The organism is Bacteroides sp. QWL-09 (assembly GCF_058683585.1).
Genome location: NZ_CM178748.1, coordinates 2,127,272 through 2,148,279 on the forward strand (window position 1 = coordinate 2,127,272; position 21,008 = coordinate 2,148,279).

Annotated in this window: 16 protein-coding genes; 11 read left to right on the forward strand and 5 right to left on the reverse strand. The window is 41.8% G+C overall.

The window, feature by feature from the left end; all coding sequences use genetic code 11:
- Both ftsH and AC4PG5_RS08325 read left to right on the forward strand, forming a co-directional pair.
- Positions 1 to 2,019, forward strand: a complete 2,019-nt coding sequence (gene ftsH, locus AC4PG5_RS08320) for an ATP-dependent zinc metalloprotease FtsH (protein WP_492028475.1) — start codon at positions 1 to 3, stop codon at positions 2,017 to 2,019.
- 19 nt (positions 2,020 to 2,038) lie between these two features.
- Positions 2,039 to 2,875: a phosphatidate cytidylyltransferase gene (locus AC4PG5_RS08325; RefSeq protein ID WP_492028476.1), complete on the forward strand. Its 837-nt coding sequence runs from the start codon at positions 2,039 to 2,041 to the stop codon at positions 2,873 to 2,875.
- Between the two features lie 182 nt (positions 2,876 to 3,057).
- Here the strand turns inward: AC4PG5_RS08325 and AC4PG5_RS08330 are convergent, their stop codons facing one another.
- The 3 genes from AC4PG5_RS08330 to surE form a co-directional block, all read right to left on the reverse strand.
- Positions 3,058 to 3,804: a NigD1/NigD2 family lipoprotein gene (locus tag AC4PG5_RS08330; RefSeq protein WP_492028477.1), complete on the reverse strand. Its 747-nt coding sequence runs from the start codon at positions 3,802 to 3,804 to the stop codon at positions 3,058 to 3,060.
- A gap of 85 nt (positions 3,805 to 3,889) precedes the next feature.
- Positions 3,890 to 5,026, reverse strand: a complete 1,137-nt coding sequence (lpxB, locus tag AC4PG5_RS08335; RefSeq protein WP_492028478.1) for a lipid-A-disaccharide synthase — start codon at positions 5,024 to 5,026, stop codon at positions 3,890 to 3,892.
- A gap of 46 nt (positions 5,027 to 5,072) precedes the next feature.
- Positions 5,073 to 5,852 (reverse strand): 5'/3'-nucleotidase SurE, encoded by a 780-nt coding sequence (surE, locus tag AC4PG5_RS08340; RefSeq protein ID WP_492028479.1) that lies wholly within the window; start codon positions 5,850 to 5,852, stop codon positions 5,073 to 5,075.
- Between the two features lie 852 nt (positions 5,853 to 6,704).
- On the opposite strand from surE, the gene AC4PG5_RS08345 reads away from it, so the two are divergent.
- The 5 genes from AC4PG5_RS08345 to AC4PG5_RS08365 all read left to right on the forward strand — a co-directional run bounded on the left by AC4PG5_RS08345 (position 6,705) and on the right by AC4PG5_RS08365 (position 12,870).
- Complete coding sequence (locus tag AC4PG5_RS08345) at positions 6,705 to 7,472, forward strand: ParA family protein (protein WP_492028480.1); 768 nt, start codon at positions 6,705 to 6,707, stop codon at positions 7,470 to 7,472.
- 14 nt (positions 7,473 to 7,486) lie between these two features.
- A complete protein-coding gene (locus AC4PG5_RS08350; protein ID WP_492028481.1) occupies positions 7,487 to 8,377 on the forward strand; it encodes a ParB/RepB/Spo0J family partition protein in 891 nt (296 codons plus the stop codon).
- A complete protein-coding gene (locus tag AC4PG5_RS08355; RefSeq protein ID WP_492028482.1) occupies positions 8,378 to 9,241 on the forward strand; it encodes a DUF5683 domain-containing protein in 864 nt (287 codons plus the stop codon).
- Positions 9,242 to 9,268: 27 nt separating this feature from the next.
- Complete coding sequence (locus AC4PG5_RS08360) at positions 9,269 to 10,555, forward strand: lytic transglycosylase domain-containing protein (protein ID WP_492028483.1); 1,287 nt, start codon at positions 9,269 to 9,271, stop codon at positions 10,553 to 10,555.
- A 68-nt stretch (positions 10,556 to 10,623) separates the two neighbouring features.
- Complete coding sequence (locus AC4PG5_RS08365; RefSeq protein WP_492028484.1) at positions 10,624 to 12,870, forward strand: RelA/SpoT family protein; 2,247 nt, start codon at positions 10,624 to 10,626, stop codon at positions 12,868 to 12,870.
- Positions 12,871 to 12,959: 89 nt separating this feature from the next.
- On the opposite strand, the gene AC4PG5_RS08370 is transcribed toward AC4PG5_RS08365, so the two are convergent.
- Together AC4PG5_RS08370 and AC4PG5_RS08375 are read right to left on the reverse strand one after the other, a co-directional pair.
- Positions 12,960 to 13,301 carry a MerR family transcriptional regulator gene (locus tag AC4PG5_RS08370; protein WP_492028485.1) on the reverse strand — a complete coding sequence of 114 codons (342 nt, stop codon included), beginning with the start codon at positions 13,299 to 13,301 and terminating at the stop codon, positions 12,960 to 12,962.
- A 15-nt stretch (positions 13,302 to 13,316) separates the two neighbouring features.
- A complete protein-coding gene (locus tag AC4PG5_RS08375) occupies positions 13,317 to 14,285 on the reverse strand; it encodes a M23 family metallopeptidase (RefSeq protein ID WP_492028486.1) in 969 nt (322 codons plus the stop codon).
- 106 nt (positions 14,286 to 14,391) lie between these two features.
- Here AC4PG5_RS08375 and alaS point away from each other — a divergent pair, with 106 nt between their 5' ends.
- The 4 genes from alaS to AC4PG5_RS08395 all read left to right on the forward strand — a co-directional run bounded on the left by alaS (position 14,392) and on the right by AC4PG5_RS08395 (position 20,983).
- A complete protein-coding gene (gene alaS, locus AC4PG5_RS08380) occupies positions 14,392 to 17,010 on the forward strand; it encodes an alanine--tRNA ligase (RefSeq protein ID WP_492028487.1) in 2,619 nt (872 codons plus the stop codon).
- Between the two features lie 131 nt (positions 17,011 to 17,141).
- Complete coding sequence (locus tag AC4PG5_RS08385) at positions 17,142 to 19,373, forward strand: GH92 family glycosyl hydrolase (protein WP_492028488.1); 2,232 nt, start codon at positions 17,142 to 17,144, stop codon at positions 19,371 to 19,373.
- Positions 19,374 to 19,383: 10 nt separating this feature from the next.
- Positions 19,384 to 19,941 (forward strand): RNA polymerase sigma-70 factor, encoded by a 558-nt coding sequence (locus tag AC4PG5_RS08390; RefSeq protein WP_492028489.1) that lies wholly within the window; start codon positions 19,384 to 19,386, stop codon positions 19,939 to 19,941.
- A 46-nt stretch (positions 19,942 to 19,987) separates the two neighbouring features.
- Positions 19,988 to 20,983 carry a FecR family protein gene (locus AC4PG5_RS08395; RefSeq protein WP_492028490.1) on the forward strand — a complete coding sequence of 332 codons (996 nt, stop codon included), beginning with the start codon at positions 19,988 to 19,990 and terminating at the stop codon, positions 20,981 to 20,983.
- Positions 20,984 to 21,008 lie beyond the last annotated feature (25 nt).

Sequence of the window (21,008 nt, forward strand, 5' to 3'; positions counted from 1 at the left end):
ATGAACATGAATGACAGAAATAATAGAAACAATAATAAGATAAATATGCCAAAATTCAATTTGAATTGGTTGTATATGATTATCTTCTTAATGCTTTTCGGACTCTATTGGAGTAGTACTTCAAACTCTGTTGGTAGCAAAGAAGTTACTTATAGCGAATTTCAACGTTATGTTAGCAACGGCTATATCAGCAAAGTGCTAGGGTATGAAGATAAATCGATAGAAGCTTATGTAAAGCCAACAGCACTTAGCGTTATTTTTGGAGCCGATGCAAGTCGTATTGGACGCAATCCGATGGTCACTAGCCGTGCACCGTCGACCGATAAGCTTGAAGAATTTTTGCAAACAGAAAAGACCTTAGGGCACTTTGATGGAAATGTGGACTATCCCGCAAAATCCGATCTGTTCCCTTCTATACTGATACAAGCCATCCCTTTCTTACTCCTTATCTTTCTATGGATCTTCTTCATGCGAAAGATGAGCGGAGGTTCCGGAGGTGGAGCCGGTAACGTCTTTAATGTCGGTAAGTCTAAAGCCCAACTCTTTGAGAAAGGCAATGGTGTAAAAATCACCTTCAAAGATGTAGCCGGACAAGCTGAAGCTAAACAAGAGGTTGAAGAAATCGTCGAGTTCTTAAAGCAACCACAAAAATACACCGAACTGGGAGGAAAGATTCCAAAGGGTGCTCTTTTAGTAGGCCCTCCGGGAACCGGTAAAACCCTACTTGCCAAAGCAGTAGCCGGAGAAGCCAATGTTCCTTTCTTCTCTTTATCAGGATCCGACTTTGTTGAAATGTTTGTCGGCGTTGGTGCATCACGTGTACGCGACTTGTTTAAACAAGCCAAAGAAAAAGCACCATGTATCGTATTCATTGACGAGATTGATGCTGTGGGCCGTGCCCGTGGAAAAAATCCGGCAATGGGTGGAAATGATGAGCGCGAAAACACCCTCAACCAACTTCTCACAGAGATGGATGGTTTTGGTTCGAACAGCGGGGTAATCATTTTGGCCGCAACCAATCGTGTGGATGTCCTCGACAAAGCGCTTCTACGTGCAGGACGTTTCGATCGCCAGATCCATGTCGATCTGCCCGACTTAAACGAACGTAAAGAAGTATTCGGCGTACACTTGCGCCCAATCAAGATCAGTAAAGATGTCGATGTAGACTTACTCTCTAGACAAACTCCGGGTTTCTCGGGAGCCGATATTGCAAATGTTTGTAACGAAGCCGCTTTAATTGCAGCACGTCACGGCAAGAAGTTCGTTGATAAACAAGACTTCCTTGATGCTGTCGATCGTATCATTGGTGGACTAGAAAAGAAGACCAAAATCACAACCGAAGCAGAACGTAGAGCAATTGCCTATCATGAAGCAGGACATGCCACCATCTCTTGGCTATTAGAGCATGCTAATCCATTGATCAAAGTCACCATTGTTCCAAGAGGTCGCGCCTTAGGTGCTGCATGGTACCTACCCGAAGAACGTCAGATCACGACCAAAGAACAAATGTTGGACGAGATGTGTGCAACTTTAGGTGGACGAGCAGCAGAAGACGTCTTTATTGATCGCATCTCTACCGGAGCCATGAACGACTTAGAACGCGTAACCAAACAAGCTTACGGCATGACAGCCTATTTAGGTATGAGCAAGAAATTGCCTAATCTATGTTATTACAGCAATGAGGAATACGCCTTCAATAAGCCATATAGTGAAAAAACAGCAGAACTAATTGACGAAGAAGTTAAAACTCTGGTCAACGAACAATATGAACGAGCTAAGAAAATTCTTCAAGAACATAAAGAAGGACACAACGAACTCGCACAACTATTGATCGACAAGGAAGTGATCTTTGCAGAAGACGTAGAACGCATCTTCGGCAAACGTCCTTGGACTTCTCGTTCAGAAGAAATTATGGCGGGAAAAGGAAGTAAAGCGAGCTCAACACCTGAGGAAAACAAAGATCTTCCTGAGGTAGCAGCTACAGAAGAGCAAGCTGCAGAAGAGCAAACTAGCAATTAACAACATAAAAACGACTATTTTGAAAAGCAATTTTTTATTACGCACCATAACTGGGCTACTCTTCGTAGCTATACTTATCGGATCGATCTTATATGATCCGATAAGCTTCGGTACACTTTTTACGATCATTAGCGCATTGACAATTTATGAGTTCGGACAATTAGTCAATCGCATTGAAGGAGTCAGCCTCAACAGAACGATTCCGATGTTAGGAGGAGCTTATCTTTTTCTAGCCATCATGAGTTTTTGCATAGATATTGCCGGTACGCAAGTTTTCATTCCTTACGTCCTTCTCATCCTCTATCTATTCATTAGTGAACTCTATCTAAAAAAAGAAAAGCCAATTCTGAACTGGGCCTTCTCCATGTTCAGTCAGCTATACATTGCTCTTCCCTTCGCTATGCTAAACGTCTTAGCTTTTCATACGGCATCTGATACCACAATCAGCTATAACCCGATCTTACCATTATCCGTATTCGTATTCCTTTGGCTGAGCGACAGTGGTGCGTATTGTGTGGGAACACTTTTCGGAAAGCATCGCCTCTTCGAACGCATCTCTCCAAAGAAATCATGGGAAGGTTCAATCGGTGGCGGGGTATTCGCGATAGCTGCATCAGTCGTTTTTGCGTACTATTTCCCATTCATGTCTATGCTCGAATGGGGAGGACTAGCGCTAACAGTCGTTATCTTTGGAACATGGGGTGATTTAACTGAATCTTTGTTGAAACGCCAATTAAACATCAAAGATTCCGGAACCATTCTACCGGGACACGGAGGACTGCTTGACCGCTTTGATAGTGCTTTAATGGCTATCCCGGCATCAGTTGTTTACCTCTATTTGCTCACTTACCTATAGGAAGTCGAGCAAACCTATCATTAAGACAGACTATTAGTCAACACAGACTCGAAAATAGATACATTCTATTCATCGATCTAAAGTATACCAATAAAGCCATTTATGTAGCATGTGCTCATAAATGGCTTTACTTCTTCAGACAATCTATCAATTGTTTTGACCCTAAATAAATCTGTAATATTTTACTTCAGATGACTCTCTGCAGATATATTATTAGCATTCTCAGGTCTGGCTACCGGCTGATTCAAGTCAAGTACCAACACCCGTTCGCCATTCGTTTTCGAATTTATCTTAATCTTAAACCCTTTCAACACAGCGTTTTCAGACTCACTAGGATAAAAAGGTAATAAATTGAAGGAAACCGGAGACAACTGCCAATAGGATGTTTTATCATCATACGTATTATAACGTAACTCTAAATGCACATAACCGTCTTCCTCATAAGTATCGGTACTGTTCTCCACTAAGCTAATACGATGCTTCTTCTCCATGGGAATCTGTTGTTGGAACACCAAATTCAAATAATGACCTCCTAGCCACATATCTCCTTGGTAGATCACAATCGGGTCATTTCCATATTCAGCCTCATTCTCTGCTGTCAAGGTCTCCACAGTTTTTGTTAGCACCGGACGAACATGTTCCATCTTCACAGCCACGTCATACCCTTGAAAATCATCATACAAAGGATTAAAATAAGCCACGATCCGCTCACCATCGACCGGCTTGAAATTTGGAATCGCCGTTGCAGCAGGCCATATCGTTCCCCATCGATCACCTTCTAAGAAATAACTTCCACTACCAACCGTGCGTACCGTTGCCCAATCCCAACTAAAATCACCTATAGAATAGCCCTCATCATCATCACACGATTGTAACGTAGGCGCTATCAACAAAAGGAGAGTCCATAAAAACCAATTCATCTTTTTCATATTCTTTTTCTTTTTAGTTTCTATCTACAAAATAACAAAGCCGGGCATCTACTGCACCGGCTTTACATTTATTTAGAAAAAGAAGTTATTTTTTCAAAGCAGAGATCATCACTTTCGCTGCACGCTTCGGAGCTCCCGGGCGACCTAAACGATCAAGAACCTCTTCATACCCATCCAATTGTGCTTTACGATTAGTACCGTTCTCTAACAACACCCCTAATTCGCGACGCACATTCGATGTCGTCATTTTATCAGCAACTAACTCCTTCACTACCTCACGTCCGGCCACTAAGTTGACCAACGAGACATAGTTTACTTTTAAGAATTGTTTCTTTAAAAAGGCAAAAAGTTTCCCCATCGGTGTATAGTAACACACCACCTGAGGCACACGAAACAAAGCTGTCTCGAGTGTTGCCGTACCAGAAGTCACCAATGCTGCATGTGCATGCTGCAACAAACGATAAGTCTCACCAAAAACCACTTTCACCTCAGCTCCTCCAAGGTATTTCCGATAGTACTCCGCCGAAATACCCGGTGCACCGGCCAACACCAACTGATGATCATTAAACGTGCTCGCCGCCGCAATCATAATCGGCAAATTATCCTTGATTTCCTGCTTACGGCTCCCAGCGAGCAAAGCGATAATCGGGCGACCATCCAAAGCGCAATCCGCACGAAACTCCTCCGGCTGAGGAGCGTGAGTCGACTGAAACAGATCAATCTCATCCACTGTCGGGTTTCCCACATAATGAATCGGATAAGCGTGCTTACCTTCAAAGAAGTCCACTTCGAATGGAAGAATAGAGAGTAGGACATCGACATCTCGCTTAATGTTCTTAATGCGATATTCCTTCCACGCCCAAATCTTCGGAGCGATATAGTAATGTACCGGAATAGTCGTCTGAGCATGGATAAATTGGGCTATTTTTAAATTAAACCCCGGATAATCAATCAGAATCAGCACATCCGGCTGCCAAGACAAGATATCCTTGCGACAAGCTTTCATATTGGCAAATACGGTACGCAGATGAAGCAATACCGGGATAAAGCCCATATAAGCCATCTCCTTATAATGTTTCACCAACGTGCCTCCTACCGCTTTCATCAAATCACCTCCGAAAAAACGAAATTCAGCAGAAGGATCTTCCACCTTCAAGGCCGCCATCAAATGAGAAGCGTGCAAATCACCCGATGCCTCACCGGCGACTAAATAGTATTTCATACCTGTTCTATTCTATAATACAAAAAGCCGTCTTCTATTCTAAAGTTCACCCTTCAAGCTGACGACAAGACTCACTCAATTCCTCAATAAAATCATAAGCCGTCACATCAACCGTTGTTGGAGTGATAGCGGCATAACCATTGGCCAAAGCCCAATGATCACTCTTTTCATCTGTCGCGTCCGCTTCTTGAAATTCTCCGGTCAGCCAGAAATAGTTCGGATTGGTTAAACGGGGACAAGCCTCCCACTCTTTCACCCATCGTCCTTTAGCTTGCGTACAAACTTTGACACCTTTTACCACAGGAACATTCGGGAAATTCACGTTCAAACAAGTCAACGGTGGTAACCCTTTCTCCAAAACCATCGCTGCAATCTTTGTAATCCAAGCTCCCGATGGTGTAAAGTCAGCATCAGCAGCATGATCGCACAGCGAAAAGCCAATTGATGGTATTCCATTTAAGCACCCCTCAATCACAATACCCATGGTACCGGAATAGTGCACATTAACCGATGAATTATCACCATGGTTAATTCCTCCAACAATCAAATCAGGAGTTCGTTCCAAGACCACCGATTTTGCCAACTTAATGCAATCGGAAGGCGTTCCCGAACATTTATAAATGGTCAATCCCACATCTCTTCTCACTAACTGATAATGTACCGGCTGAGTGACTGTTAAGGCACAACCACTACCCGACCTCGGAGAGTCAGGGGCCATAACCACCAATTCGCCCAAAGGACGAAGAAACTTAATCAACTCACTAATACCTTTTGACATGAAGCCGTCATCGTTCGAAATTAAGATCAACGGTTTGTTCTTTTCCATAAAAAAATCCTTTCCTTTTTTATTCGTTACCACAAAAATAGCAAAAAGAAAGCAGAAAAGCAGCATTCCAACTCAGGATATCTTTTAAAAAGGATAGATTTCGATAGAATCGATATTCTAAACGTCGGAACCCTCTGATAACAGGGAAACAGTACAAATGCACTCCGCAAACAGCCCCTGCATAAAAGTCCGTCAGTCGACATCGCTTTTTACGTTTCGTACGTTGGAAACTTATTTCCAAACTAGCGAAACAAAAGTTTTAACGTATGAAAAAAAATTTCCAAAAGAGGGAACTAAAATGGCAAGCTTCGAAACTTAGAGTTCTGCTTTAAAAATAAAAATCCACCCCTAAAACGGTCCACAAAAGAGTCTGTCGATCGTCGAAAAAGGCACGTCCACAAGGTGACAGATCATTCATCTGCCACCCATCTGCAACACCTATCTGCAACCCAAAATCGATTCTAATAATCAACACCTTAACCTCTAGATTGTGACAGATGGCAGATAAAACTCAAAAAAAAACTCTAGGAGAAGGAAGATATAAAGTTATTGGCGTCTGATAAAAATCAATAAGATAGCAAACCATCAATCGATTACAAACAAAACAAAAAACATCAGGCTTGTGCGTTTATAAATCTTAATGTTCTGCCAATGAGAAGAAAAAACGATATAAATCCGTATATTTGCCTCTCAAAAAGAAGACCCAAAGCTGATGTCATATAAGTATTCCTTTAGAGGACATACAGTTATTAACAAAACAGATGACTTATCAACAGAAAAGCCAAAGTTTATCTTTTTTTGTAGGTGCTCTAAGGATTTATCACTTATTTCGCATCAGTTAAATTAGATGATATGGGAAAAATTATTGCTTTAGCCAATCAAAAGGGCGGTGTAGGTAAAACCACCACAACGATCAACCTTGCAGCCTCTCTTGCCACGCTTGAGAAAAAGGTACTTGTTGTTGATGCCGACCCACAAGCGAATGCTTCTTCCGGTTTGGGAGTAGATATTAAGCAGTCCGAGTGTACGATCTATGAGTGCATCATCGATCGCGCTAACGTTCAAAATGCCATTCACGATACCGAAATTGATTCGCTTAAAGTGATTTCCTCACATATCAATCTCGTTGGTGCAGAGATAGAAATGCTCAACTTGCCTAATCGTGAAAAGATTCTAAAAAGCGTATTAACCCCTCTCAAAGAAGAGTACGATTATATCTTGGTCGACTGCTCCCCTTCACTCGGATTAATTACGATCAATGCCCTCACTGCGGCAGATTCTGTGATCATCCCCGTACAGGCGGAATATTTTGCACTAGAAGGAATCAGCAAATTGCTCAACACCATTAAGATTATCAAATCTAAACTGAATCCGAAGTTAGAAATAGAAGGTTTCTTACTCACCATGTACGATTCTCGGCTTCGTCAAGCCAACCAAATCTATGATGAGGTCAAGCGCCATTTTCAAGAGCTCGTATTTAAAACGGTTATTCAACGTAACGTTAAATTGAGCGAAGCACCAAGTTATGGTATTCCAACCATCTTATACGATGCCGATTCAACCGGAGCGAAAAACTACCTCGCTTTGGCACAAGAAGTGATTAATAAAAACAATAAATAAAAAACGAAGAAGATATGGCAACACAAAGAAGAAATGCTTTAGGTCGTGGCCTAGATGCTTTGCTTTCGATGGATGAAGTGAAAACCGAAGGTTCTTCTTCTATTAACGAAATAGAACTCTCTAAAATTTCGGTTAATCCTAATCAGCCACGCCGTGAATTTGATGAAACGGCGCTTCAAGAGTTATCAGACTCTATCGCAGAAATAGGAATCATCCAACCAATAACCCTCCGTCAACTCTCCGAAGAGGCTTATCAGATTATTGCAGGCGAGCGTCGTTATCGGGCTTCTCTAAAAGCCGGATTAGAGACCATTCCCGCTTATATCCGCACAGCAAGTGATGAGAATGTGATGGAAATGGCTTTAATTGAGAATATCCAACGAGAAGACCTTAATGCTGTAGAAATAGCTCTAGCTTATCAACACTTACTCGATCAATATGAACTGACGCAAGAACGATTGAGCGAACGCATCGGTAAGAACCGAACGACAATTGCCAACTATCTCCGTCTGCTAAAATTGCCGGCTCCCATCCAAATGGCGCTTCGCAACAAACTGATCGATATGGGACATGCTCGCGCACTCATCACTTTAGGCGATCCTAAATTGCAAGTCAAAGTGCTAGAAGAGACGCTCAAACACAACTATTCGGTACGCAAAGTCGAAGAAATTGCTAAATCACTCGGCGAAGGCGAATCCATAAAGAGTGGAAACCATAAAATCACGCCTAAGAATGGGAAACTTCCCGAAGAGTTCAACATACTAAAGCAACATCTATCAACGTTCTTTAATACCAAAATACAGTTCACCTGTTCAGAAAAGGGAAAAGGAAAGATCAGTATTCCTTTCAATAATGAAGAGGATTTGGAACGCATTATGGAAATATTCGATACTCTAAAGAAGTAAATGACGAAACAAAACTATAGATATAGGCTACTTGTGGTAGCTTTTATAACGTGCTGCTTCCAGTTCGCTAATTTCGGTGCATCTGCACAGAACATCACGACCTCTCTTTCAAAAGATAGCATTATCACCAAACGAGAAGCTCCAAAAGCGAGAGCTAGAAGACATCGGGAAACGGTACCAACCACAAAGCTTCCCAAGGACTCTGTGCCAATCATCAAGCCTGCGTCTCAGAACGACACCTTAACTATTGGCAAAGACATACTTACCGATAGTTTAGAAAAAGTGAATCGTGAAAATATAGAGATCATTAGCCGACCGATAGATCTAACGAACAAGGTCGACAGCCTTTCCGCAGAACCTAAAATCTCCAAAAAGATCTTTATCCCCAACTCAACAAAAGCGACTTGGTTGGCTATTGCTTTTCCGGGAGGAGGACAAATCTACAACAGAAAATATTGGAAGTTGCCGATTATCTATGGTGGTTTTGCCGGGTGTGCTTATGCTTTAAGTTGGAATAACAAGATGTACAAGGATTATTCTCAAGCTTATCGGGATATCACAGATAAGAATGACAACACCAATAGTTTTGAGGATATTTTCCCTCCCAATACAACCTATAACAAAGAACAGATGACTCAGCTCATTAAGAATCGCAAAGATTCCTTTCGCCGTTATCGCGACTTGAGTATCTTTGCATTCATAGGGGTTTATGTCATCTCGATTATCGATGCGTATGTCGATGCTGAATTATCGGATTTCGACATTTCTCCCGATTTAAGTATGCGCGTAGAGCCAACTGTAATCAATAACCAATTTCACTCCAATCAGAAAGCTGTTGGGGTGCAATGTGTTTTAAAATTTTAACCACTAAAAAGATAGAACTAAGTATACATGAGAAAATTTATCAATAAAGGCTTATTGTTTTTACTAGTCTTAACCGCAAACACGCAACTAAAGGCACAGAGTGTCGACGTGATCATACACGAAAACGGCAAAGAACGCAAAGAAAGTATCGACTTACCCAAAAGTATGACCTATCCGATCGACAGTTTACTAAACGATTGGAAGGCCAAAAATTATATTGATTTAGGCAAAGATTGCAGTACCGCAGAGATCAATCCGACATTTAGCGATTCGATCTACATCAGCCGCCTAAGTCGCATACCTTCCATTATGGAAATGCCTTACAATGAGGTGGTACGTAAGTTTATCGACCTCTATGCTTGTCGCCTACGCAACCAAGTGGCTTTCATGCTCAGTGCATGTAACTTCTACATGCCCATCTTTGAAGAAGCATTAGATGCTTATGGGTTACCTCTTGAGTTAAAATATCTTCCGATCATCGAATCCGCATTAAATCCATCGGCCGTATCAAGAGCAGGCGCCTCAGGATTATGGCAGTTTATGATTGGCACAGGAAAAATCTATGGTTTGGAATCGAATAGCTTGGTTGACGAACGCCGCGATCCAATTAAAGCCACTTGGGCTGCCGCACGTTATTTGAAAGAGATGTATAACATCTACGGCGATTGGAACTTGGTAATTGCAGCTTATAACTGCGGACCGGGCACCATCAATAAAGCGATCAGACGGGCTGGAGGTGAGAAAGATTATTGGAAAATCTACAACTACTTACCAAAGGAAACTCGCGGATATGTTCCGGGCTTCATTGCAGCCAACTATCTAATGACTTATTACTGTGATCATAACATCTGTCCGATGGAAACTAATATTCCAATCAGTACCGACACCATACAGATCACTAAAGACTTACACTTCGAACAAATAGCCGACTTGTGCAAAGTTCCCCTAGAAGAGATTAAGAGCTTAAATCCACAATACAAGCAACAGGTCATCCCCGGGCATATTAAGCCTTACACCTTACGTCTTCCACAAAATGCGATCAGTACCTTTATCGATTTGAAAGATACCATATACGATCACCGCTCCGATGAACTTCTATCGAAACGACGGGTTGTGGCTGTTTCAAATAATAGCTACAGTCGAAAATCAAGTTCTAGATCAAGTAGTGGCACAACTTATCATAAAATTAGAAATGGCGAGACGCTATCGACCATTGCAAGGAAATATGGTGTAAGAGTGAAAGATCTACAAAAGTGGAATGGCTTGCATAATACGCAAATCGCTGCCGGGAAACGTTTGAAGATACACAAATAGGACCCTTTACTTGTACGATTCATTAATTTGATTATTTTTGCAAGAATTAGCAAGTAAGGAACATAAATATGGATAACCTTAATCAAAAAGATATAGCCGAAAATGAAATGATCAATCAGATGTTCGAAGAACTGATGAATGATTATTTGGCCACCAAACATCGTAAAAGAGTAGAAATCATAACCAAGGCATTTAATTTTGCCAATCAAGCGCATAAAGGTATCAAGCGACGCTCTGGCGAACCTTACATCTTACACCCGATTGCGGTTGCTAAAATTGTTTGCAATGAGATTGGACTAGGTTCGACTTCTATTTGCGCGGCATTGCTACACGATGTTGTTGAGGATACAGATTATACGGTAGAAGATATTGAAAATCTATTTGGCCCCAAAATTGCACAGATTGTTGATGGGCTAACCAAGATCTCAGGAGGAATTTTTGGAGACAGAGCGTCTGCGCAAGCTGAAAACTTCAAGAAGTTACTCCTCACCATGTCGAATGATATCCGTGTCATTCTAATCAAGATGGCCGACCGCCTGCACAACATGCGTACGCTAGGTTCTATGTTGCCTAACAAACAATATAAGATTGCGGGTGAAACACTTTACATCTATGCTCCATTGGCCAATCGTTTAGGGCTTTACAAAATCAAAACGGAGTTAGAGAACCTTAGCTTCAAATACGAACATCCTGAAGAATATGTCGAGATTGAGGAGAAGCTCAGTGCTACGGCTTCGGAACGAGACAAAGTCTTTAAAGATTTTACCACCCCTATTCGTAGTCAACTGGACAGAATGGGACTTAAATACAAGATTCTGGCTCGCATAAAATCTCACTATTCCATCTGGAATAAGATGCAGACCAAACATGTCCCATTTGAAGAGATTTACGATTTACTTGCAGTTAGAATCATTTTCGAACCACATAATTTAGAAGAAGAGTTAAACGACTGCTTTGACATCTACGTCTCTATTTCTAAAATATATAAGCCTCACCCCGATCGTTTACGTGATTGGGTCAGCCATCCCAAAGCAAATGGTTATCAAGCTCTTCACGTCACACTGATGGGCACCAACGGACAATGGATCGAGGTGCAGATTCGTAGTGAACGGATGAACGATGTCGCCGAACAAGGATTTGCCGCTCATTGGAAATACAAAGAAGGAGGAGGCAGTGAAGATGAAGGTGAATTAGAGAAGTGGCTAAAGACCATTAAAGAGATACTCGATGACCCGCAACCGGACGCCATTGACTTTTTAGATACCATAAAGCTAAATCTTTTCGCTTCGGAAATTTTCGTGTTCACCCCCAAAGGTGAACTAAAAACGATGCCTCAGAATTGTACGGCGTTAGACTTTGCCTTCTCTTTGCATACAGATATCGGAAGCCATTGCATTGGGGCCAAAGTGAATCACAAGCTGGTTCCGCTCAGTCACAAACTTCAGAGTGGAGACCAAGTCGAAATCTTAACCTCAAAATCTCAACGGGTTCAGCCTGAGTGGGAAGCCTTCGCAACTACAGCAAGAGCTCGTTCAAAGATAACGACCATCTTACGCAAAGAGCGCAAAGCCAATCAGAAACAAGGAGAGAAATGGCTTTCTGAGTTCTTCGAAAGTGAAGAAATGCACTCCACACCGGCAACCATTAAGAAATTACAAAAAATTCATAATATAGAAAATGAGGATGATTTTTTTGTTGCTATAGGAAACAAGACGATCGTATTGGGAGATGCCGACCGTAACGAATTAAAGAATAAACAGCCAAGCAATTGGAAAAAATATCTGACCTTCTCGTTTGGCAACAGCGGGAATAAAGAGGAGGAATATAAGAAGAAGGTTGGCTCTAAAGAATCGTTGGCTATCAATCCTAAAGATATTATAAAACTCACCAAAGACAACATAGAAAAGCTCTATTTCTTAGCCGATTGTTGTCATCCGATACCCGGAGATGACGTTTTAGGATATATCAATGAGAATAATCAGATCATTATCCACAAACGACAATGTTCTGTCGCAGCCAAGCTAAAAAGCAGTTATGGCAATCGGATTCTGGCAGTCGAATGGGACACACATAAAGAGCTCTCTTTCCCGGTTTATATTTATATCAAAGGTATCGATAGCATCGGGTTGCTCAACGAAGTGACGCAAGTTATTTCTCGTCAACTCAATGTCAATATCCGAAATCTGGCCATTGATACTAACGACGGGATCTTTGAAGGGAAACTACAACTCTTTGTTCACGACGCAGATGATATTAAGAGTATCTGTTCGAAACTGAGAAAGATTAATAATATCAAACAAGTGACTAGGCTCTAAGAGTTAGTCCACAAGTTAAAATAGAGATGGTCGATTGGACTACTATAACCATCCAATCGACCATCTCTATTTCATTTTAGATTAACGAATTAAAGATCATCGAGTTCCTTCTTCATGGCTAGCAGATCGTCTTTTATCCCTTTTAGCCGCATCACAACTTCATAATTACGCAAAGTTGTCTCTTTATTTAGTTTTAATTGTTGCCGAGCTCCGGGAAGTGTCATTCCCTTTTCTTTAACCAGATGATAAATCAGACCAATGGTTTCCATGTCTTCTTTCCGGTATTGCCGGACCCCTCTCCCATTCGTTCGAGGAGATATCTGTGGAAATTCCTTCTCCCAAAAACGCAACAAAGAAGGGTTGACATCAAATTTTGCTGCCACCTCGTTTATCGAGTAATAGATCTTCAACTTGTCCTCTTTTTCTTCCATAAATGGTTTCTTATATTAATCAAACACCTTACCGTGATTTTCTGCCAATCGAATCATCTTATCATAATCCTCAGCACTCAAATCCATAAAATAATAATTGACAGGATTCACGATCTTTCCCTTCACATGTACTTCATAATGCAAATGAGGCCCCGTGCTTTTACCTGTATTTCCAACTTGTCCAATCACTTCCCCACGAACCACCTTCTTCCCCAATTTAGTGGAGAAGGCCTTAAGATGGGCATAACGAGTGATGTATCCGAATCCATGATTAATTTCAATCGTGTTTCCATAGCCGGTCTCCCATCCCATTTTCACCACTTTCCCATCACCAGTAGCATATACTTCAGTGCCCGGATGAGCCGAAAAGTCCATCCCTTCATGAAACTTTGTCGTTCCATATATTGGGTCGACACGTACTCCATAACCAGAAGCCGTCTGCCGTAAATCTTTATTTGAGATCGGCTGAATCGCCGGGATACACTTCAACATCTCATCATGGTTTTTGCATAAATCGACCACATCATCGAACGATTTTGACTGAATATACAGCTGTTTAGTCAGCACGTCCAATTTCTGCGTGGTATTAATGACAAGCTTGGCATTCGACAAGTCCATCAGTTCTTTATAACGATTCGTACCGCCATAACCTGCCTGGCGAATAGCCGGAGAAATTGGATCAGCTTGCAATATCACTCGATACAAATTATCATCACGCTGCTGAATATCCTGCAAGACCTCCATAGCCTCATCGAATCGACGAGAAAGAACATTATATTGTGCCTGCAACTGGCTGTTTTCTTTACGCAACTCTTTTTCGAAGGGTGAACCGAACAACAAGAGCAGAAGAATAAAACTCCCCGCTCCAAGTCCCATACCAATAAATAAACGACGCAAAATACTCAATGCCCGTTGTCGTACAGTCGGATAAATTCGATCGTAAGTTTGTGTTCGTGGGTTATAAATGTAGTATACTTTGCGCATCTTTTGGAAATATTTCAGAGATTAATACGGCAAAAATAATAAAAACAAGCTATCTTTGCACTGTTTTTTTTAGAATATTAACCTCATCGATAGAGATATAAAAAGTATGTTGACTGCAAAAGAGATTAGAGATTCGTTTAAGAATTTCTTCGAGTCGAAAGGACACCAGATTGTTCCCTCGGCTCCGATGGTGATCAAAGATGACCCAACCCTCATGTTTACTAATGCGGGGATGAATCAATTCAAAGATATTATTTTAGGGAATCATCCTGCAAAATTTCATCGAGTAGCGGATTCACAGAAATGTCTTCGTGTGAGCGGTAAGCACAACGACTTGGAAGAAGTTGGACACGACACCTATCACCACACGATGTTTGAAATGCTAGGGAACTGGTCATTTGGTGATTATTTTAAAAAAGAAGCCATTAACTGGGCCTGGGAATATTTAGTTGAAGTCTTAAAGCTAGATCCATCCATTTTATATGCAACAGTCTTTGAAGGTAGTCCTGAAGAAGGATTAAGCCGTGACGATGAAGCAGCGTCTTATTGGGAACAATTCTTACCTAAAGACCACATTATCAATGGTAACAAGCACGATAATTTCTGGGAAATGGGAGATACAGGTCCTTGCGGTCCTTGTTCTGAAATCCACATTGACCTTCGTCCTGCTGAAGAACGCGAAAAAATCTCCGGACGTGACTTAGTCAACCACGACCATCCACAAGTTGTCGAGATTTGGAACCTCGTGTTTATGCAATATAACAGAAAAGCAGATGGAAGCTTAGAAGGGCTACCTGCAAAAGTGATCGATACCGGAATGGGCTTCGAGCGTCTATGTATGGCCTTACAAGGAAAAACATCTAATTATGATACGGATGTTTTCCAACCGATGATTAAAGCGATCGCTCAATTGGCGGGCACCACTTACGGACAGAACAAGCAAAACGATATTGCTATGCGCGTGATTGCCGACCATATTCGTACCATTGCATTCTCAATCACCGACGGTCAGCTCCCATCGAATGCAAAAGCAGGATACGTTATTCGTCGTATCTTACGCCGTGCTGTTCGTTATGGATACACCTTCCTCGACCAAAAGCAAGCCTTTATGTATAAGTTGCTCCCAGTCTTGATTGACAATATGGGAGAAGCCTACCCGGAACTCGTTGCTCAAAAAGGACTCATCACCAAAGTCATCAAAGAAGAAGAAGAATCTTTCTTACGGACCTTGGAAACAGGTATCCGTCTGCTCGAAAAAACAATGGCAGATACTAAAACAGCAGGAAAAACTGAGATTAGCGGTAAAGAGGCCTTTACACTTTACGACACTTTTGGGTTTCCACTCGATCTCACAGAGTTGATCCTTCGTGAGAATGAGATGAGTGTGAATATCGACGAATTCAGCGCTCAGATGCAACAACAAAAAGAGCGTGCCCGTAACGCAGCAGCTGTTGAAACAGGCGACTGGATCGTACTTAAAGAAGGAACAACCGAATTTGTTGGATATGACTATACGGAATACGAAACATCAGTGTTACGTTACCGTCAAATTAAACAAAAGAATCAAACCCTCTATCAGTTGGTGTTAGACTACACTCCATTCTATGCAGAAAGTGGTGGTCAAGTCGGTGATACCGGAGTTTTGGTTAACGAATTCGAGACCATCGAAATTATCGATACTAAAAAAGAGAACAATCTTCCGATCCATATAGTGAAGACTTTACCGGCTCATCTAGATGCACCGATGATGGCTTGTGTAGATACCGACAAACGTTCAGCCTGTGCAGCCAACCACTCTGCGACCCATCTTTTAGATGAAGCACTTCGTGAAGTTTTAGGTGAGCATGTCGAACAGAAAGGTTCATTAGTCACACCGGATTCTTTACGCTTCGACTTCTCACACTTCCAAAAAGTGACCGATGAAGAGATCCGTAAGGTAGAGCACTTAGTGAATGCCAAAATACGTGCCAATGTTCCTTTAACGGAATACCGCAACATTCCTTTGGAAGAAGCTAAAGAACTTGGAGCAATTGCCCTATTTGGTGAAAAATACGGAGATCATGTTCGTGTGATCCAATTTGGTTCATCCATTGAATTCTGTGGAGGTACGCACGCCTCGGCCACTGGCCATATCGGCATGGTTAAGATCATTTCCGAGAGTTCGGTTGCAGCAGGTGTACGTCGTATTGAGGCTTTCAGTGGAGCACGTGTTGAAGAGATGTTAGACACCGTTCAGGATACCTTGAATGATCTAAAGAGTTTATTCAACAACACACCGGATTTAAAGATTGCCATCGAGAAATATCTAGAAGAGCATGCCGGACTGAAAAAACAAGTTGATGAGTTCATGAAAGAAAAGGAAGCCTTATTGAAAGAGAAGCTTTTGAAAAACATTCAAGAAATCAACGGTGTTAAAGTCATCAAATTCTCAGCCCCTCTCCCTGCGGAAGTCGTAAAAAACATTGCCTTCCAACTCAGAGGTGAAATCACAGAGAACTTATTCTTCGTAGCCGGAACAGTCGATCACAACAAACCGATGCTCACAGTAATGTTGAGTGACAACCTTGTTGCCGGCGGTTTAAAAGCCGGACTATTAGTCAAAGAAGCCGCTAAATTGATTCAAGGTGGTGGAGGTGGTCAACCTCATTTCGCAACGGCCGGAGGTAAAAACGCTGATCAATTAAATGCAGCAATAGAAAAAGTAATCGAGCTAGCTAATCTCTGATAAGCTGGCATTTAGATCACTGATGAAGAGATTGGCTTCTTGTTAAAAAGATGAAGCCAATCTCTTTTTACTTTATTTTCACTACATTTGTAACCGAAACAACCTAATATCAATATTTTAATCAGACCCTAATGAGAGCACTAACCTACTCTTTTCTTTTAATTGGATTTTTAATATCGTGTAGTTCTTTACAAAACCAGACGAGCGCTAACTACGTCACTCAAGTCAACCCCTTTATCGGAACCGATTTTACCGGAAACACCTATCCCGGTGCCCAAGCCCCTTTTGGCATGGTGCAACTTAGCCCGGACAACGGTCTGCCCGGTTGGGACCGTATCTCTGGATATTTCTACCCCGATAGTACCATTGCCGGATTTAGCCATACTCACCTATCAGGTACCGGAGCAGGAGACTTATACGACATCTCTTTCATGCCGGTCACCCTACCCTATAAAGAAGCTGAGCAGCCCCTCGGTATACATTCTAAATTTTCTCATCAAGACGAAAAAGCAGAAGCAGGCTACTACAGCGTGCTACTGAAAGATTATCAGATCAAAGTGGAACTCACAGCTACCGACCGATGTGGCATCCAACGCTATACATTCCCTGAAGCTCAAGCTGCCATATTCTTGAATCTACGAAAAGCGATGAATTGGGATTTTACAAACGACTCATATATTGAGCAGATTGACTCTGTAACGATCAAAGGCTACCGGATGTCGGATGGATGGGCTCGCGATCAACGCCTCTATTTCTGCACCCGATTCTCAAAACCATTCCAGAAGATGACCCTAGACACTACGGCTGTAACTAAAGAAGGTAAGGTCATCGGGAATTCGACTATTGCGCGATTCGACTTTAACGTAAAAGCCGGAGAACAGATCTTGGTGACCACAGCTCTCTCAGGAGTCAGTATGGAGGGTGCCATAAAAAATATAAAAGCGGAAGTTCCGGAAAATGATTTCGATAAATATCTCAGTCAGACCCAACAAAAGTGGAACCAACAATTAGGCAAGATAGAGATTGAGAGCAACGACAGCGATACTAAAAAGGTATTCTACACCGCTCTTTATCACTCTATGCTCGCCCCAACCATTTATAGTGACGTAGACGGAACTTATTACGGACCGGATAAGAAAATACATCAAGCAGAAGGATGGACCAATTACAGTACCTTCTCATTATGGGATACCTATCGGGCTTCTCATCCACTGTTCACTTACACAGAACCAGAACGGGTCAATGATATGGTTAAATCGTTCATTGCATTTTATGAACAAAATGGGCGTCTGCCGGTATGGAACTTCTATGCAAGCGAAACCGACATGATGATCGGTTATCATGCCGTACCGGTTATTGTCGACGCTTACCTCAAAGGAATAGGCGACTTCGACGCTAAAAAAGCATTAGAGGCTTGTGTAGCGACAGCCAACCTCGATCATTATCGCGGCATCGGACTCTATAAGCAATTAGGGTATATTCCATACAACGTAAAAGATGAGTATAACAACGAGAACTGGTCACTTTCTAAAACCTTAGAATACGCTTTCGATGATTACTGCATTGCAGAGATGGCCAATAAGCTTGGAGAGAACAAGATTGCCGAAGAGTTCTACAAACGTTCGGAGAATTATAAGAATCTTTATAATCCGGCAACCAGCTTTATGCAACCACGAGATGACAAAGGCCAGTTTATTCCGAACTTCAAAGCAGATGAATATACTCCACATATCACAGAGAGCAACGGATGGCAATATTTCTGGTCGGTACAGCACCATATTGATCGTCTGATCACCCTTGTTGGGGGGAAAGAACGATTTACTCAAAAACTCGACAGCATGTTTACCTATCATCCTGCGGACAAAGACGAATTACCAATTTTCAGTACCGGTATGATCGGACAATACGCACACGGCAATGAGCCAAGTCATCATGTGATCTATCTCTACAATAAAGTCGGACAGCCTTGGAAAACACAACAATATGTGGCAAAGGTGCTGCACGAGCTTTACCACAATACCCCTGCGGGATTATGTGGTAACGAAGACTGTGGACAAATGTCGGCTTGGTATGTCTTTAGTGCCATGGGATTCTATCCGGTCAATCCGGTCAGTGGCCAATACGAGATTGGTACTCCTTTATTCCCGAAGATGAAACTTCATCTCTCCAATGGTAAGACCTTCACCGTCATTGCTAAAGAAGTGAGTCCAACCAATATCTATATCCAATCGGTTACTCTGAATGGAAAACCTTACAACCAAAGCTATATCACCCACGAACAGATCATGAACGGTTCGACTATTGAGTTCGAAATGGGAAATCACCCAGGTCCTGTCTGGTATAATGAAGCGACTGTTAATTGATAAAAGAAGAATGAACAACGATTTCGACATCACTTATAAAACGCTCTTTCGGAGATATTATCCCAACCTGCTCTTCTATGCCACTCGCTTGGTTGGCAGCGAAGAAGCAGAAGATATTGTACAAGATGTTTTCGTTGAGCTTTGGAAACGTAAAGATAGCATGGAAATAGGAGAACAAATTCAGGCTTTCCTATACCGTGCAGTCTATACCCGTTCGCTAAACGTACTCAAGCACCGAACCATAACAGAGAACTACCATACAGCGATGGTAGAGATCAATCAAAAGCGTGCAGAGTTCTATCAACCTGACAACAATGAAGTCTTTCAACGCATAGAAAATCAAGAATTACGTCAGGAAATACACCAAGCTATCAATGAATTGCCCGAGAAGTGCAAAGAGGTATTCAAACTCAGCTATTTACATCACCTAAAGAACAAAGAGATAGCCGATATCATGGAGGTTTCCTTACGCACGGTCGAAGCCCACATGTACAAAGCCTTAAAATTTCTTCGCCAACGTTTAGGACATCTTTGGCTATTCTATCTCATTTTTTGTTTAACGAAATAAGTGATTTTATTCATTGAGTTGTATTTTATATATAAAAAGGAAAAAAATGACATCCCTAAACGATAATATACTCAAAAACTTTCTAACCGGGCAGAGCTCTGAAGAGGAACTCGTTCAAATTAACGCGTGGATCAAAGCGTCGGATGAGAACGCAAAGACACTTTTCCGGATGGAAGAACTTTACCATTTAGGACAACTAAATGAAAACCTCCAAGCTGAAGAAATCGACAAGGCCGAGCGACGACTGTTCAAAGCGATCGATCTTGAGAAAAGTAAATCGCAAAAACGCCTTTATCTACGCCGGTGGATGCAATATGCAGCGATCATCACACTTGTGGCGATAACTGCCGGTGGCATCTATTTCCTCAGAGGTTCAAACAGCAGCAGTGAAATGCTCTTAGCCGCCGCAACAGATGGCATCATCAAAGAGATCACTCTTCCGGATGGCAGTAAGGTTTGGTTGAATAATGGTTCAACGCTAAAATACCCCAAAGACTTCTCAGAAACCGAAAGAAAAGTTTATCTTGATGGAGAAGCTTACTTTGAGGTGAGTAAGAATAGAGAGAAACCGTTTATTGCCGAAAGTGATGCCATGCGAATTCGAGTACTAGGCACACACTTTAATCTCAAAACATCGAAACGTCTCCAAACGGCCGAGGCTACATTGATCGAGGGCGAGATCGAAGTCAAAGGAAATAATAATGAGGGGATGATCATTCTGAATCCGGGACAACGCGCAGAGATTAATAAAACAACCAGACGAATGATTGTGAAACAAGTCGATGCAAAGTTTGACGCTGTATGGCATGACAACCTCATTCCATTTGAAAAAGCAGATATTTTCACGATCACTAAAGCATTAGAGCGCTTCTATGGCGTTAAGATTATCTTATCACCAGATATCCGCTCAGACAAAACTTACTCTGGGGTTTTAAAACGTAAAGAAACCATCGATTCTGTACTTCATTCTTTACAGAATTCGATACCTATTATCTATAAAAAATCCGGAAATAATATTTTTATCTCTTCACAAAACCCATAAAGAATAACTCAAACCAACGATAGAC